This window comes from Sphaerochaeta sp. UBA5849 (genome assembly GCA_002432715.1).
Taxonomy (GTDB): Bacteria; Spirochaetota; Spirochaetia; order Sphaerochaetales; family Sphaerochaetaceae; genus Sphaerochaeta.
This window is the reverse complement of sequence record DJGJ01000002.1, coordinates 18,817-33,771: the sequence shown is the minus strand read 5'-3', so window position 1 is coordinate 33,771 and position 14,955 is coordinate 18,817. Positions and strand designations below refer to the sequence as shown.

The 14,955-nt window shown below is 52.9% G+C and carries 16 protein-coding genes; 4 read left to right on the top strand and 12 right to left on the bottom strand.

Annotated features, from left to right (window positions below):
- Positions 1-8 precede the first annotated feature (8 nt).
- From B3K89_RS00275 to gltX, 4 genes are read right to left on the bottom strand one after another with little or no spacing between them, the layout of a single operon-like run.
- Positions 9-983 (bottom strand): ABC transporter substrate-binding protein, encoded by a 975-nt coding sequence (locus B3K89_RS00275; RefSeq protein WP_293890757.1) that lies wholly within the window; start codon positions 981-983, stop codon positions 9-11.
- Positions 984-1,035: 52 nt separating this feature from the next.
- On the bottom strand, positions 1,036-2,292 hold the full coding sequence (gene tyrS / locus B3K89_RS00270; protein ID WP_293890754.1) for a tyrosine--tRNA ligase: 1,257 nt from the start codon (positions 2,290-2,292) through the stop codon (positions 1,036-1,038).
- A gap of 1 nt (position 2,293) precedes the next feature.
- Positions 2,294-3,625 (bottom strand): glycine--tRNA ligase, encoded by a 1,332-nt coding sequence (locus B3K89_RS00265; protein WP_293890751.1) that lies wholly within the window; start codon positions 3,623-3,625, stop codon positions 2,294-2,296.
- Positions 3,626-3,628: 3 nt separating this feature from the next.
- A complete protein-coding gene (gene gltX / locus B3K89_RS00260; protein ID WP_293890748.1) occupies positions 3,629-5,110 on the bottom strand; it encodes a glutamate--tRNA ligase in 1,482 nt (493 codons plus the stop codon).
- Positions 5,111-5,223: 113 nt separating this feature from the next.
- Between gltX and B3K89_RS00255 the strand changes: the two genes are divergently transcribed.
- A complete protein-coding gene (locus tag B3K89_RS00255) occupies positions 5,224-5,949 on the top strand; it encodes an HD domain-containing protein (RefSeq protein ID WP_293890745.1) in 726 nt (241 codons plus the stop codon).
- Here the strand turns inward: B3K89_RS00255 and B3K89_RS00250 are convergent.
- From B3K89_RS00250 to pdxA, 8 genes are all read right to left on the bottom strand, one after another.
- Positions 5,946-6,788, bottom strand: coding sequence for an alpha/beta hydrolase (locus B3K89_RS00250; RefSeq protein ID WP_293890743.1), 843 nt, complete (start codon positions 6,786-6,788; stop codon positions 5,946-5,948). The genes B3K89_RS00255 and B3K89_RS00250 overlap by 4 nt on opposite strands.
- Positions 6,789-6,796: 8 nt before the next feature.
- Positions 6,797-7,684, bottom strand: a complete 888-nt coding sequence (locus B3K89_RS00245) for a helix-turn-helix transcriptional regulator (RefSeq protein WP_293890740.1) — start codon at positions 7,682-7,684, stop codon at positions 6,797-6,799.
- A gap of 6 nt (positions 7,685-7,690) precedes the next feature.
- Positions 7,691-8,338: an RloB family protein gene (locus B3K89_RS00240; protein WP_293890737.1), complete on the bottom strand. Its 648-nt coding sequence runs from the start codon at positions 8,336-8,338 to the stop codon at positions 7,691-7,693.
- A 2-nt stretch (positions 8,339-8,340) separates the two neighbouring features.
- Positions 8,341-9,588, bottom strand: a complete 1,248-nt coding sequence (locus B3K89_RS00235) for an AAA family ATPase (RefSeq protein ID WP_293890734.1) — start codon at positions 9,586-9,588, stop codon at positions 8,341-8,343.
- Between the two features lie 35 nt (positions 9,589-9,623).
- Positions 9,624-10,256: a CpsB/CapC family capsule biosynthesis tyrosine phosphatase gene (locus tag B3K89_RS00230; protein ID WP_298503965.1), complete on the bottom strand. Its 633-nt coding sequence runs from the start codon at positions 10,254-10,256 to the stop codon at positions 9,624-9,626.
- 79 nt (positions 10,257-10,335) lie between these two features.
- A complete protein-coding gene (locus B3K89_RS00225; protein WP_293890728.1) occupies positions 10,336-10,872 on the bottom strand; it encodes a cob(I)yrinic acid a,c-diamide adenosyltransferase in 537 nt (178 codons plus the stop codon).
- A 3-nt stretch (positions 10,873-10,875) separates the two neighbouring features.
- Positions 10,876-12,051, bottom strand: coding sequence for a hypothetical protein (locus tag B3K89_RS00220; protein ID WP_293890725.1), 1,176 nt, complete (start codon positions 12,049-12,051; stop codon positions 10,876-10,878).
- Positions 12,052-12,063: 12 nt separating this feature from the next.
- Positions 12,064-13,077, bottom strand: coding sequence for a 4-hydroxythreonine-4-phosphate dehydrogenase PdxA (pdxA, locus tag B3K89_RS00215; protein WP_293890722.1), 1,014 nt, complete (start codon positions 13,075-13,077; stop codon positions 12,064-12,066).
- 119 nt (positions 13,078-13,196) lie between these two features.
- Between pdxA and B3K89_RS00210 the strand changes: the two genes are divergently transcribed.
- The 3 genes from B3K89_RS00210 (at position 13,197) to B3K89_RS00200 (ending at position 14,941) form a co-directional block, all read left to right on the top strand.
- Entirely contained in the window at positions 13,197-13,475 is a 279-nt protein-coding gene (locus B3K89_RS00210; RefSeq protein WP_293890719.1) for a hypothetical protein, read from the top strand.
- Positions 13,476-13,597: 122 nt separating this feature from the next.
- A complete protein-coding gene (locus B3K89_RS00205) occupies positions 13,598-13,798 on the top strand; it encodes a hypothetical protein (RefSeq protein ID WP_320348770.1) in 201 nt (66 codons plus the stop codon).
- A 141-nt stretch (positions 13,799-13,939) separates the two neighbouring features.
- The gene (locus B3K89_RS00200) at positions 13,940-14,941 is read left to right on the top strand and encodes an ABC transporter substrate-binding protein (RefSeq protein WP_293890716.1); all 1,002 of its coding nucleotides are present in this window, start codon (positions 13,940-13,942) and stop codon (positions 14,939-14,941) included.
- Positions 14,942-14,955 lie beyond the last annotated feature (14 nt).

Sequence of the window (14,955 nt, the reverse complement as noted above, 5' to 3'; positions counted from 1 at the left end):
CTCATCCTTTACAGATACAAATCGTCAGAAGGAATGGTACCACCAATGGATGCCGGATTGAAGCCGTGGAGGAAGGAAAAATATGCTTGCACATCGGCTTTCGCTTCCTGGCTGGGAACAAAGACCAAGTTGCAGAAGGGAATTGCAGGGGTCGCCATGGCGCTTGCCATGATGCCTGCAGCCTCGATGGCCTGACCGGCTGCCTTCGGGTCGGCATTGACCCATGCAACCGATTCCTCATACGCCTTGAGCACCGCCGCCAAGGCGAGCGGGTGGTTCTTTGCAAAGGATTGGGACACTACAAGCACACTCATCGGATAACTCTGGAAACCTGAAAGCTGGTGATACATGTCCTGCACATCCAAAACCTCGCGGGCATTCGGGCTGCGGTTCAGAATCATGGAGACAAACGGCTGGGGAAGTACGGCAAGGGAGACCTTGCCGGCTATGACCAGCTGGGCCAGCTGGGCGGGAGCTGCCACCGAATAGTCAAGAATGACATCCTTTCCGGCCTCAAGCCCTGCCTGCTTCAGCAAAAGCTGGCTCATCTGGTCGGGAGTCGATCCTGAGCCGGGAACATGCACGGTTTTTCCCAGGAGATCCTGAACGTCAGTGATTGAATCGTCGCTGGAAAGTACGCTGAGCATGCCGTTGCCGATGACGGCGGCAAGCTTGACCTTGACGCCTTTGTTGTACAGATTTGCAGCCACATTGGTAGGCAGGCTGGCAAAATCCAGCTCGCCGTTGGCAAGTCGTGCGATGACTTCATTCGGAGAGGGGAACACAATCATATTGACGTGCACCGTGTCACTTATTTTACCCTCATTGAGGGTCAAGGCAACCGAAGAGAAACCGGTGGGCCCTGTCATGACACCAAACTGAACCTCCAAGGCTGGAGAAGTCGACGTCTCACCAACTGCTTGGGCACCCAAGCTGAAGGTGACAATCATGATTGCCAGAAGAACACTAACCAAACGTTTCATATACACTATCTCCCTATGAAGAAAGGGGGTTTCCCCCCTCTCCCTTTGTAATCTACGCTATGATGATTCGGAAGTACCGCTTCTTGCCCGCCCTGAGGATCAGCTCCCCAAAAGCATCCAAGTATGTTTTATCTATCACAGTCCTGGGATCGTCAATCCTCTTATCACCAATCCAGGCCCCGCCGCCGGTCACCAATCTGCGGGCATCGCTGTTGGTGGCGGCAAGGTCTGTGCGGCTGAACAGGTCCAGTACCGGAATGCCGCTTTCAAGTTCGGAGGCTTCGATGGTAATCGAGGGCATGCCTTCCCTTCCTTCCTGGCCGAGGTTTGCACCCTTGAACATGGCCTTGGCGGCAACTCTAGCCTTCTCGGCTTCCTCAACGCCATGGATGATTTTGGTCTGCTCGTAGGCAAGCCGCTCCTTGGCATCGTTGATGTTCACCCCATCCTTCTCATACTCGGCGATTTCCTCCAACGGAAGGAAGGTGAACAGCTTGAGGAACTTGATTACATCGTCGTCGTTTACATTGCGCCAGTACTGGTAGAAGTCGTAAGGGCTGAAGAGCTCGGGATCGAGGAACACCGCTCCCTTCTCACTCTTTCCCATCTTGTGCCCGTCGCTGCGGGTGATCAGATTGAAGGTCAGGCCGTAGCACTGTGCCCCGTTCATCCTGCGGATCAACTCAATACCGCTGACGATGTTGCCCCACTGGTCATCCCCGCCGATCTGCAGCTTGCATCCATGCTCCTGGTTGAGGATATAGAAGTCGTAGGACTGCAGCAGCTGGTAGTTGAACTCGATGAAGGAAAGTCCTCGTTCGAGCCGCTGCTTGTATGATTCAAAAGACAGCATGCGGTTGACCGAAAAATGCCGCCCGATATCGCGAAGGAAGGTGATATAGTTCAAATCAGTCAGCCAATCGGCATTGTTGAGCATGATCGCCTTGCCCATCCCATCTTTGGGATGCTCGGAGAAGTCCACCACCGTACCCAGTTGGGCCTTGATGGACTTGCAGTTCTCCTGCACCTGCTCGGGGGTGAGCATCTTGCGCATCTCAGTCTTGCCCGACGGATCGCCGATCATCGCAGTTCCACCGCCGACCAAGGCGATGGGATTGTGCCCTGCCTTCTGCAGGTGGTGCATCGCAAAGAACGGCACCATGTGCCCGATATGCAGGCTCCTGCCTGTCGGGTCGGCCCCGACGTAGAAGGTGATCTTCTCTTTGTCCATCAGATCGCTGAGCGCATCAAAATCGGTACATGCCTTGACAAACCCACGGTCGATCAAAGTCTGAAGTGCTGTATTCATCTTACCGCTCCACCCGCTTGTACTCCTTGGTCGCCTGCTTGATGGCGGCTACCAGGTCTGTAATGGCTACTCGTACTTGTTCCATGCTGTCGCGCAAGCGCAAGGTTACCGTCTGGTCCTCAAGGGTTTGATAATCAACGGTTACGCAGTACGGGGTTCCAATCTCATCCATGCGGCGATAGCGCCTGCCGATGGCCCCGCTCACATCGTAGAAGGTGGAAAAGTCATCGCGCAGCCCGCGTTCCAGCTTGGAAGCAAACTCGGCAATCCCGTCCTTCTTGACCAAGGGAAGGACTGCCACGGTGACCGGAGCAAGAAGGGGATGGAAATGCAGAACGGTTCTCACATCACCGCCTTCCAGCTCTTCCTCATCATAGGCATCACTGAGGGCCATCAGCACATTTCTGGTAAGACCGGCAGAGGTCTCCACCACATAGGGGATGTACCGCTCATTCGACTCGGGATCGAGATAGGTCATCTCCTTGCCGCTGAAAGTCTGGTGCTGGGTGAGATCGTAATCGGTGCGGCTGTGCACGCCTTCAAGCTCCTGCCACCCCATGGGGAAGAGGAATTGGATGTCGTAGGCATCCTTTGCATAGAAGGCAAGTTCATCAGGACCATGCTGGTGCCATCTGAGGCTGCTCGGCTTGATGCCCATCTTGTGATAGAAAGCCATTCTCTGCTCTCTCCAGTAGCTGAACCAATGTTCATCGCTGCCGGGCTTGCAGAACCACTGCATCTCCATCTGCTCGAACTCGCAGGAACGGAAAATGAAGTTCTTGGTGGTGATCTCATTGCGGAAGGCTTTACCGACTTGGGCGATGCCGAAGGGTATCTTGACCCGGCTGGAGGAAACTACGTTCTTGAAGTCCACGTAGATGCCCTGGGCTGTTTCAGGGCGAAGATAGACAATGGAGCTTGCATCGGCGTTCGCCCCGATATGGGTGGAGAACATCAGGTTGAAGTTCCTCGGCTCGGTGAAGCTGTCTTTTGTCCCGCAGGTCGGGCATGCACCTTTGAGGTCGATCTGGTCGGCACGGAACCGGCTCTTGCACTGCTTGCAGTCAACCATGGGATCGCTGAAATTCGAAACATGGCCGCTTGCCTCCCAAACACGGGGATGCATGAGAATGGAAGCATCAAGCCCCACAATGTCATCATGGATCTGGGTCATCTCCTTCCACCAGAAATCGCGGATATTGTTCTTCAGCTGGACACCCAGCGGACCGTAGTCATAGGCACCGTTCAATCCACCGTAGATTTCGCTCGACTGGAAAATAAATCCACGTCGCTTGCACAAAGAGACAATCTTGTCCATCGTTACTTCTGCCATGTATCATACCTCTCTCTTCAATAAAGCCAATGCGTTTTCAATGCGTGCACACGTCACTTCCTGCCCAAGCAGGCCAATGGAATCAAACAAAGGAAGGCTGACGGTGCTTCCGGTCAAGGCCACCCTCAGGGGCATGAACACCCCGTTGATCTTCAGGCCCATCTCACTTGCCAAATCGGTAAGCTTCTGTTCGGTGGCCTCATGACTCTCATGCTCTTCGAAACCTTGCCTCAGGATTGCATAGGCACGATCGAGAGCTGCTAGTGCGACTTCAAGCTCAACACCCTTTGCAGCGAACAAGTTCACATCCTCGTACTTCGGCTCCTCGAAGAGGAACCGGGTCAAATCAACCACATCACTGAGGACTTTCAAGCGCTCCTTCACCACCTTGGTGAGATTGAGCAGCTTTGCCCGTTCTGCTTCAGATGGGTTGGAAGGTAAAAATCCAGCCTTGGTCATATAGGGCAGCAACAATGCCATCAACTCCTCGTCGCTCTTTTGTCGGATGTACTGGCCGTTGAACCAATCGAGCTTCTTGTAGTCGAAAACTCCGGGAGCCTTGTTGATCTTCTCCAGGCTGAAAACCTGTTCAAGATCTTCCTTGCTGAAGAACTCACGCTGTCCATCATACGACCAACCGACCATGCTGACATAGTTTATCAAAGCTTCCGGCAGATACCCTTTTTCCTTGAAATCACGTACCGAGGTGGAACCATGACGCTTGGAAAGCTTCTGTCCGTCCTTGCCCATCACCATCGGCAGGTGGCAATACATCGGAGGCTCCCATCCGAATGCTTCGTACAGCAGGATATGCAGCGGACCTGAGGGAATCCACTCTTGGGCGCGCATGATATGGGTGATGCCCATCAGGTGGTCATCAATGACGTTTGCCAAGTGGTAGGTGGGAAAGCCGTCGCTCTTCAGCAGTATCGGGTCAGGGCTGACATCACGATTGCGCCGGGTGATATCACCCATCAGCACATCGTGAAAGGTCGTCTTTCCATCGGTGGGAACCTTGAGTCGAATGACAGGCTGTATTCCCTGCTTCACATACTCCGAACGCTCTGCCTCACTTAGGTTGCGGCAGTGCCGGTCATACCCCTGAATCTCGCTCTTCTCTTCTTGCTGCCTGAGGCGGACCGCTTCCAGCCGTTCGGGTGTGCAATAACAATAATACGCCTTGCCGTCGCGCACGAGTTGCTCGGCGTAGCTGCGATACAGATCAAAGCGCTCACTTTGGATGTAGGGACCGCAGGGTCCGCCCACGATGGGGCCTTCGTCCCAAGCAATGCCCAGCCAGGACAGCGTGTCATACAGGTCCTGCAAGAACTCGTCACTGTACCGTTCGCGGTCAGTGTCCTCGACTCGCAGAATGAATTTGCCTCCGTTCGCGCGGGCAAAGAAATAATTGAACAAAGCTGTCCTCACTCCACCGATATGCTGAAGACCGGTCGGAGAGGGAGCATAGCGTACTCTCACTTCCATCAGGATATACTCCTCTCAATGGTACTGTTGTACCGTAAAACAAAGATTATAGCAACACAAGGAAGGGTCAACCACGACCTGATTCATACAGTTGTCCATGCCAAGAAAAAAAAGTGCCATCCTTCTTGACCATACCCGGCTATTTCGATACCGTACACTCAATTGACCTTTGGAGGACCATCCTGATACCCGACGCTTTACCAGCCTTCCTGGCAGGAGGGAACACCCAACTTGCCAAGCTTTTCAAACTTCCGTTAGGACTTTTTGCCACCTTCTATACATCCCGGTTTCTCAGCATAACAAGCTTTTTCGACCTGTTCCCCATCGAATTGCTGCTGTTGCTTTTCTCTCTTTTTTCCCTGCTCTTCGCCTATGCCATCCAGAGGCCGGCAACCGAGCTTTTGCGGACCCAGTACGCCTTGTTGGTCGAGGACATCCTTCAGCACGAAGAATTTCTCAAGCTCAAAAAGTTCCGTCATCATACCAATCATATCTACGACCATGCCCGGCGTGTATCCTACCTCTCGTTTCGGATAAGCAAGGCGTTGGGCCTGGACTATCAAGCGGCAGCCCGTGGCGGCCTGCTGCACGATTTTTTCCTCTATGATTGGCGACAGAGAAAAGAACATGATGCAAAACGTTCCACGCATGGAAAGGAACACCCTTTCATTGCATTGTCAAATGCCAAGACATATTTTCCTGTAAACGCATTGGAAGAGGATATCATCACCAAGCATATGTTTCCCAAGACCCCGGCCCTGCCAAGGTACAAGGAGAGCGTGGTGGTAAACATCTGTGACAAGATTTCCGCTCTCTACGAGTATTTGGTTCGCGCCTAGCGCCTGCCATCCATCCAAGCAACCACGGCAGCCATCGCCTCATTCTGAGCATCGATATTCTTGTCGTAGGGCATCAGGTGCCCTGCCTCTTCGATATGCAGATGCTTGTTCACCCCTTTTGGCTTGCTGGTCACCAAAATCGAGGCTTCCTGGGGGATGGTTGCATCACGCCCGCCGCTGATCGAGAGGGTATCGGCAGCCAGGTGGTCGATGCAGGCCACCGCCTGCCGTCTGACTCGCTCAAGCTCCCACAGCAGTTTTGGATACTGGTACGACCAGTACTCCGAGCCCAAGAATGCATCGTCATCAGCATCGCCTTCGTAGTAGAAATGGTAGTCAGGGTCCGGCTGCCAGTCGACTTTCTTGCGTCGAACCACATGCCTGAGCAGCCTGACTTGCATCACAGGAAGCGAAGGGATGACCAAAGCAGGTGCGAGCAGGGCGAGGGTGTCTGCATCAAAAGCATCAGATATGATGGTTGAAATCGCCCCTCCCATCGAGTGTCCCACCACCGATACATGCTCGTAGCGTTGGGCGAGATAGGCAAATGCATCATACGCAGTGCCAATCCAATCCTCAGCCCTGCTGGCCAGAAAATCGTTGCTGCAGGTCCCATGTCCTGGATAGCGGGGGCAATACACATCAAAGCCGGCGGCAAACAAATCTATGCCCGGACGGATGAGCTCGCCTGGATAGCCGGTGTATCCATGGCACAACAAAACGGCTTTCCCCACCGCATCCTCATGAATCATCGCCCATGGCCTAGCACTTTTTCTCACCGGCGCCTTATCCTGATAATGATGCTCGGTAAAGTCGGGAATATCATAGGTTATGTGCATGCTGTCTCCTACCAACTCTGCTTCAGCAGATTTAAAAGGTCGATGCGGCTCCTTACCTGGGTTTTCCCATAAATATTCGCCACATGATTGTTCACCGTATTCGCACTAATGCCAAGCTGGCTTGCAATTTCCTTGTTGGTAAGGCCTTGGCTTATCAGGCGGATGACTGCAAACTCCCGCTCGGTGATATGGTACTCCTCCAGGTCCTCCAAAACAAGCTCTTTGTTCTTGACCACCTCGGACCTTCCCAACCGCACAAACTCCATGAACAGGAACGTCATGATGGTGATCGAGAGCGCCAGGAAATAGATTCCGAACAAAAGCGGTTTGAGCGAGGGGAATATCAGGGCGAGCAGGATGGCCGGTACCATCGAGGCACTGACTATTATGATTGAGATGGCCGAAGTCCTGGCCGTTTTATTTGCAATGGAATTGATGTTTTTCAGGGTCACCGACAGACAGAAAGTAATGACAAATACGAACAAAATCAGCATCAACTGGTCGGCAATCGGTTTCTGCCAGATTTCACGACTGATACCCAACATCAGATAGACAAGAGCCAGGGCATAGAACAAGCCCTTATACGGCTGTCTCCAAGGGTGGGCGATCACCCAGGTGGTGAAGTACGGGATGAAGACGATGAGAAAGGTAAGATCGGCGATTACAACAAAGGCTACGCTGTAGGTTATTATGTCGTAGACCAAGCCCGAGAGATACATGCTCGAGAGCACTTGCAAGGCCATCAGCATCATGCATCCCAACAGGGATGCATGACAGATGATGAAATACGTCGCCCACCTCTGCTTGTTGGCAATCCGATAGACAATGGCCAAGGCCAAGGTCATAGAACCCAGAGCAAAGGCAAGCATGTAGACAAGCAGCAGGATTCCATTCACCGGCCGTCACCCGTTCTTCTTGTTCAGGCCAAGTTGTTTCTGGTTGTGCGTAAGATCCGCCAGTCCGCAAATATCGGTGATGTCATTGAGCATGGCAACGATATTGGTCGGAGGCAAACCCTGCTTGCCAGCCACCAACGAGTTGTAGGCACTGGCATTGACGGCGGCCTTCGACTTGGCTGAATACAATCGCAGATGAAGGTTCATCCCCTCTCCCAGCAGATATGAGGCATCGCTGGTGAACGAGGGAAACTGCTTGGCAAGAGCAGACTCGATCATCTTTGGATCCTGCACAAAACCCTTGGGGACCTGCAGGTGCAACAGGTACCACAGCGGCAAGGAAGGATTGTTCCATGCAAGCTTGACTTTCTTCTGCTCGGCAAGTCCCAGCAATTCCGAGACCTGCTCGGGCTTGACCCCGAGATCGGCAAAACCAAAGACAACCCAGACACAGCTGAAGTTGCCGCTGTTGCGCATCTTGCTTGCGATAGTAATCAGATTGGAGAGGTCCTTGTACCCCTGCTCCCAAACGACCGTCATATTGGAGTAGCGGCAGTCCTTGCGCATCTGGGAGAAATAGAGGGCCTCCGCCTCCGAAGCCGTCACCAAAAGAATGGTTTGGCGGGGCTGCTGGGAAATTCGTTTGCGTGCCATGATTACTCCTCCTTATCCTTGTTTGCATCGATGAAACAGAACTCCGAAAGAATCGGAAGGGCACCGAACGCACCGTTCATGTATTGGTTCTGCGTCTTGTCCTTGGCGCGCGAATACTTGAAATTCGCCAAGCTGAAATAGACTGTGGCGCTTTCACTGTTCTTTTCGGCAAAATACACACCGTCACGCCTGAGCAATCCCGGCCTGAGCAACGAAGGGTTGCAGTCTACAACCAGCATCTGTGAATTGCATGCTGCATTGCCGGATTCGAATATCTCGACGATATGGCACAGTACATCGGGGTGAAGCAGCATGCCGAAGTCATCGATGATCAGGGTTTTCGGCTTGGTGAAACTCTCGAAGAACGCCACGCCGATCAAACACAGCCTTCTGAGGCTCAAGCTCTCCAAGCTGAAGAAAGAGGCATAGTGCTGGGTAACGTTGGTATGGATGAAGATAAGACGATCATCCTTGACCCGAATGTCCCGGATGTCGGTGATGTCGACGCTCCACAGGAAGTTGATCAGCTGTTGGACCCAATCGGGGTGCTCGGTGAGTTGACTGATCAGGTACTTCTCACTGATGTTGGAAACACCCATGGGAAGCAGGTGCAGGCTTTCATTGAACCATGTGTACAGCGGCCCGGTAGTCTCACTGCCTTTTTCGGCTGAAGCTGCAAGATAGGAGTGTTTCTCATCCACCTTGTCGACCAAGCGTTTCTTCTCACCGCGGTAGGCCTTGCCCCAACGATAGGTGTAGGTAAGCTTGACATCATCGAGCAGCAGGGCGCCTTCATCAAGCTTGCGCTCGAACATCAGCTTCTTCGACCGACCAATCAAGTTGTAAAGCGACTCCTCGAACACCTTCTCCCTGTCTGCCACCAAAGTATACTGAGCAATCAACGGCAATTGGCTCTGTTCATCCTTGCCAAGAAGGACACGGATGATGATGGTGGCAGGCTGACCCTTCTCCTCCGAATAGGCAAACGATGTACCGCTGAGAATCTGAAGTGGATTCTCCGTATCATGTGCGGCACACACAATACCCTTCAGCGCTTCCAGAGCACGGACAAACGAGCTCTTTCCCGCCCCATTGGGCCCCACGATGGCGGCAGTCTTGATTATCCTCAATGTATCGGTCACCGGCACAACCTTCGATTCGGGAAAACGGTTGTCCTTGACTGCCTCAAACGAAATCGTCTGAGCCGACTTCACGGACTTGAAGTTCGCTATTGTCATATCCAGCAGCATGCGCTACCTCCTCACTCACCTGTTTTCAGGCTGAATTACAAAAGTGTTTCCATCTTCTCGTACACTGCGGGCCAAGCATTCAGGCATTGGACCAAGCGTAAGGGAAGCGTTTCATCCCCATGATTGTCCGTCGCAACGAGGTCAATCAAATCACGTTTCAGATACGGAAGCGAATCCCCATTCTCCACCGCCTCCACATTGGTTTGCAAAAGACAGCCGAGCTTCAGCAACTCCGAGAGCATGGTGCTCTCAGGCTCAAGCCATCGATATCGTTCCACATGGGCCAGGATGGGAACCAGACCCTGAGAGGCTAGAGCGGCTATGCGCCCGAGCAATCGGGCAGGAGGAAGGGAGAGGCCGAACTCCAGCAGGGCGTACTTGCCGGCTATAGGCACACAGGCAAGATGCTCCTGATCGCCTACATAGAGTTCACTGCCTAAATAGGTGGTGATGCCTTGCTTGGCAGCCTCACCCTGCGCCCAGGCAAAGGTATGGCGCAAATCAGCGATATTGGTCGACACATACGGGTTGTAGATATGAGGGGTGAAGGCAATGCTGGTAATCCCGTTCTCCAAATAGAGCTGGAGCATGCGGGAAAAGCGTTCTTTGGTAACATAGCCGTCATCGATGAGTGGAAGCAGATGACAATGGAAATCACAAAGTGCCATAGGAAACTCCTCTGGCTGATTATATCCGGAATCACAAAAATGTGAAAGGAAAAAAGGAGCTCACTTGCGAATTAGGACATCAAAACTCAATCATTGCTTCCGCTTTTCTGCCTGATTGCTGCAAATGATGCTTTACCTGATGAATTTCACTGACCATGTCCGCCAAGTCGACAAGGGCTTTCGGGGCGTTGCGGCCGCTGACGACCAGATGAGGAAAGCCCTCCTTGCTCCGATGATCGGCAATCCACGTGCACACCTCTTCGGTATCCAGATAGCCCAAAGCAAGGGTGTAGGTGAATTCATCAAGAACTATCAGATCAAAAGCCGATGCAGAAATCCAGCGCTTGACCTGCTCCCATCCACGCTTGGCGAGCTCGGCATTCAGCTTGTCATTCTCCCCTTCCCATGTGAACCCGGCCCCAAACTGTTTCCAGGTGACGCCCAGCTGCAACGCACTCTTGTATTCACCACTGTTCAGGATTTCGGGGTCCTGTTTGATGAACTGGGCTACGGCACATCGGGCGCCATGGCCGAGAGCGCGGAAGAGCTGGCCCATTGAAGCACAACTCTTCCCCTTTCCATCCCCTGTATAGACCAATACCATCGCCCTTCCCATCAGTTACTCCATAACCACATACTGCATCATCATCACACCCTGTCCATCCAAGGCGCTTTCCCCGCTGATCTGCCTTTGGGCCTTCTCGCTTTGGCTCTTTGCCTCCTGCATATCCAACAGGGCGGCATACGCTTGGCGCGAACCCGACCTGTTGTACACATCGTTCATCAGGTCGACGGCCTCAGCAAACCTGCCCATCGCCTCAAGCAGCAAAGCGGCGTTGTACCCGCTGGCAATATGACCGTTCATCTCATACAACGAGAAAAACTGTCGATAGGCAGCCTCATACGAACCACGCTCGGCTAGCTTGTAGGCATCCTTGGCCGCCTCAAGCTTGGGCTTGTTGCTCATCAGGGTAAGCCGCTTGGTCTGCCAGGAAGGAGCCAGTTGCTTGGAGATGGTCGCCGAGAAGGAGCGAAGAATTTTCTCAAACATAGGCTTGAATGACGGGGCATACCCGCTGGTATACCTTCTCTCATCACGATATCCGCCTGGAGCGCCGGCATCATAGGTCCGTACCCCGATTTTTGTCTCCTGGTCCTCTTTTCCCGTAAACGAGCGAGAGAGCAGAATGGCTCCGCTGGAAAGGTCGGAGATCGTATACGTCAGAGTCAGGGTTGCCTTCTGCACCAAAAAGTACTCACGCGACGTTACTTTCTCATAGCTTTTTATATTGACTGCCGGTGCAGGACCGACGTCCTCGGTGACAAACGTCTTTACATCCCTGCCCACCACCTGCTCATCCACATCCATATAGGAGATGGTGCTGGAAAGCAGTGCCTGCATGCCTTTTGCCTTGAGCATGGCAAAGGTATTCTCCCCCACCTTGGAGAGGGTCATGTACGCATCGGTGACCTCCGGGCTGAGAACGGTGAAGTACGCGGTACTCTGCACCGCATCCAGCAGCATGCGCGAAGCCGATGCGGCAACACTGGAGGCAAGGTTTGCATCATAACCGCTGGAAAGAGTGAAATCTGTTTCGCTGAGCCCGCTGATCCAGGGGCTGAGCGGACGTCCGTACGGAAACGTATAGGGAGAGGTTGAAGCAACGGCAATGTTTCTTGCAGCGCTGAGGTCCACCTCGCCGGGAACCAAATGCCTGACGGTAATCGACGTGGCACATGAGGTGAGGAAAACCACCATTGAGGCAACAATCAGAACCTTGCTTGCAATTCTCATACTTTCTCCTCGTTAGTTGCAGGTATAGGAGGCTGCTACTTCCAACGCCCGTACCATCCCGCTCGCATCAGCCAGACCTTTTCCGGCAATATCAAAAGCCGTCCCATGGTCAACACTGGTCCTCAAAAAGGGAAGGTCCCAGGTGATGGAGATGGTCCGGTTGAAATCATATGTCTTGGCGGCGATGTGGCCTTGATCGTGATAGAGCGAAATCACCGCCCGGTATTTGCCCATGCGCGTCTGATAGAAGACAGAATCCGCACCAATAGGTCCAACCACATCAATGCCGCGGCTTCGGGCCTCCAGGATTGCCGGCTCGATGCTCACCAGCTCCTCATCGCCAAACAGGCCATGCTCCCCGCTATGGGGATTGAGGCCGGCTACGGCGAGGCTCAGGCTCAGGTCGAAGGCAGGACTGCTTTTGGTGATCCTGTCACAGGTGATTATGGTTTCAAGGAGGCTGTCCTTGGTGACGGCATCGCATGCCTGCCGCAGTGAAAGATGACGGGTATGGAAAAAGATTTTCAAGCCCATGGTATCGAACATCGTTATTGCTTTTTTCGTGTGGGTAAGCGCGGAAAGGATTTCGGTATATCCGATATGCTCGATTCCAGCAGCTCTCAATGCTTCCTTGTGCAAGGGAGGCGTCACCACAGCCTTTGCATACCCTCTCTGAACCAACTGCACAGCGGTTTGGGCGGATGCATAAGCTGCCCTGCCGCACATGGCACTGATTTGGCCGTAGGCGAAATGGTTCATGTCCACAATGTTTTGGGTGTAGAGAATCTTCCGGCTTCCCCCTGCCATCGCCTGCTCCAGGAGCTCTTGGTTGCTGACAACTGAATCGAAATCGGCTTTCAAGTCCAAGTCGGCAGCCAGCTTGGAGAAAACCGGAGCGTCTCCGATGACGATCAGACCCACCTCGGCCGGCAGCTGTGCCGTCTTCATCGCCTTCAATACTATCTCAGGGCCAATGCCCGCCGGATCGCCGCAGGGTACGGCCAAATACAGCTTTGCTTGCATCATGGCCCATGATACCAGTGTGGAGGAATGCTGTCCATAACCACAGAAACAATTGACAACAGTACCACCTTCTCTTATGTTGTAATCAGTGGGAATCCAATACGATTTCAAGGAGTACCGGCATGGCGAAATACCGTGAGGAAGAAGATGAGCTCGATGATGAGGAAGATCGTTATTTCAGTAAGCTTGAGGACGAGGAAGACGCCTATCTGGCTGATCTGTACGATGCTCCGGAAGTGATTGATTTCGGAGATGACGACGATGAGATCCTTGATGATGAGGAAGAGGAAGATGAATTGCTCGACGATGGTTTCATGGTCGAGGGCGATGAGTCATTCGAGGACGAATTCTTCGAGGAAGAAGATGAATTCGATGACTTGGATGAGGACGACATCCTCTAATTTCCGCATCAATACAGGCAAGCCTCCCTCCGGGGAGGTTTTTTCTGGAGAAGGAAAAACCGCTGTACGACCGTGAGCCTTTCAGAACAAGGATGGAGGCTTCGGTTGGGGTTGGGAAGCCGATGCAGGGAACCCTACTCATCACCCATCCGGTCGTCCAAGGCAAACTCACCTATCTGGAAAGCGGAGCCTCTTTTGATGGGACTCTGCCCCTTGGTGGGGGTGCACCGAGGATACCACCGGTGACGGAGGTCGGGAACCTACTTGGGGAGAGTACCCTGAGCAGTGGTCTGTTGCAAAACTGTGGTGGAAGTCGGATTTGATTATTGGGAACCTCCTCTTTCTCAGAAGCATGCGTACTAAGCCCGATTCCAACTCATAAAAAATCTATGTTTCTATGCATAGATACTTGCGCTTTCATTCGTTTCTCTGTATAGTAACACCAACACGTAAGGAGAAACCCCATGAACCGTAAAATCGTTTCGCTCATCGTCTGTTTTCTGATCGCCGCTCCACTGTTGTTCTCCCAGCCAACCACGGAAACCACAAGCGGATATGCAATCGGAATTTCCAAAATGGTAAGTCATCCGGCTCTCGACTCCATTGAACAGGGAATCATGGACTACCTCAATGGCACCGACATGAAGTTCAGCTTCGACCTGCAGAACTGCAATGGCGATATTGCAACAGCAATCGCAATCGCCCAGAAGTTCAAGAGTGACAACAAGGATTTGGTGATCGGCATCGCCACCCCGCCAGCCCAGGCCTTGGCCCAGGTCATCACTGACAAGCCGGTCGTATTCGGGGCGATAACCGATCCGTTGGCAGCCGGTCTGGTAATCAATTACGACAAAACCGAGGACACGAACATTGCAGGCATCTCCGACCTCAATCCGTTGAAGCTCCAGCTTGAAACATACTTTCGAATCGTGAAGCCGAAGACGCTTGGAATGATCTACACCAGCAGCGAAGCCAACGGCGTTGCCCAGATGGAACTGGCGAAGACTATATGTGCAGACAACAATGTCACCTTCGTCGGTGCAGCGGTAAGCAACTCCAGCGAAGTGAAAATGGCCGCACAGTCGATCGTAGGACGAGTTGATGCCATGTATGTCGCCATCGACAACACCGTTGTCAGCGCAATCCCCTCGGTCAGCGAAGTCTGCATGAAAGCGGGCATACCTCTCTTCAATACCGATACCACCAGCAGCGACGGCATCGATTTCCTCATGAGTTGGGGTTTCAACTACTATACGGTCGGCGTGGAGACCGGCAAGGTGGTCGAAAGAATCCTCAGGGGCGAGAAACCCAGGGATATCGGAACGGTATTCTTTGACGATCCCGCTCAGTTTGAGCTCTGGTTCAACCTCGATACTGCGAAAAAGCTGAACATCAGCATCCCCGAGGACTTGCTTGATTCAGCCAAGGTGCTGGTCCAGAACGGGAAAAAGACACTACGAGAGTAACGTTCATACTCCTT

Bases quoted from the DNA above. Each gene is read 5' to 3' on its own strand.
- B3K89_RS00275 (WP_293890757.1), bottom strand. From the start codon at position 983: ATGAAACGTTTGGTTAGTGTTCTTCTGGCAATCATGATTGTCACCTTC.
- tyrS (WP_293890754.1), bottom strand. From the start codon at position 2,292: ATGAATACAGCACTTCAGACTTTGATCGACCGTGGGTTTGTCAAGGCA.
- B3K89_RS00265 (WP_293890751.1), bottom strand. From the start codon at position 3,625: ATGGCAGAAGTAACGATGGACAAGATTGTCTCTTTGTGCAAGCGACGT.
- gltX (WP_293890748.1), bottom strand. From the start codon at position 5,110: ATGGAAGTGAGAGTACGCTATGCTCCCTCTCCGACCGGTCTTCAGCAT.
- B3K89_RS00250 (WP_293890743.1), bottom strand. From the start codon at position 6,788: ATGCACATAACCTATGATATTCCCGACTTTACCGAGCATCATTATCAG.
- B3K89_RS00240 (WP_293890737.1), bottom strand. From the start codon at position 8,338: ATGGCACGCAAACGAATTTCCCAGCAGCCCCGCCAAACCATTCTTTTG.
- B3K89_RS00235 (WP_293890734.1), bottom strand. From the start codon at position 9,588: ATGCTGCTGGATATGACAATAGCGAACTTCAAGTCCGTGAAGTCGGCT.
- B3K89_RS00230 (WP_298503965.1), bottom strand. From the start codon at position 10,256: ATGGCACTTTGTGATTTCCATTGTCATCTGCTTCCACTCATCGATGAC.
- B3K89_RS00225 (WP_293890728.1), bottom strand. From the start codon at position 10,872: ATGGGAAGGGCGATGGTATTGGTCTATACAGGGGATGGAAAGGGGAAG.
- B3K89_RS00220 (WP_293890725.1), bottom strand. From the start codon at position 12,051: ATGAGAATTGCAAGCAAGGTTCTGATTGTTGCCTCAATGGTGGTTTTC.
- pdxA (WP_293890722.1), bottom strand. From the start codon at position 13,077: ATGATGCAAGCAAAGCTGTATTTGGCCGTACCCTGCGGCGATCCGGCG.
- B3K89_RS00210 (WP_293890719.1), top strand. From the start codon at position 13,197: ATGGCGAAATACCGTGAGGAAGAAGATGAGCTCGATGATGAGGAAGAT.
- B3K89_RS00205 (WP_320348770.1), top strand. From the start codon at position 13,598: ATGCAGGGAACCCTACTCATCACCCATCCGGTCGTCCAAGGCAAACTC.
- B3K89_RS00200 (WP_293890716.1), top strand. From the start codon at position 13,940: ATGAACCGTAAAATCGTTTCGCTCATCGTCTGTTTTCTGATCGCCGCT.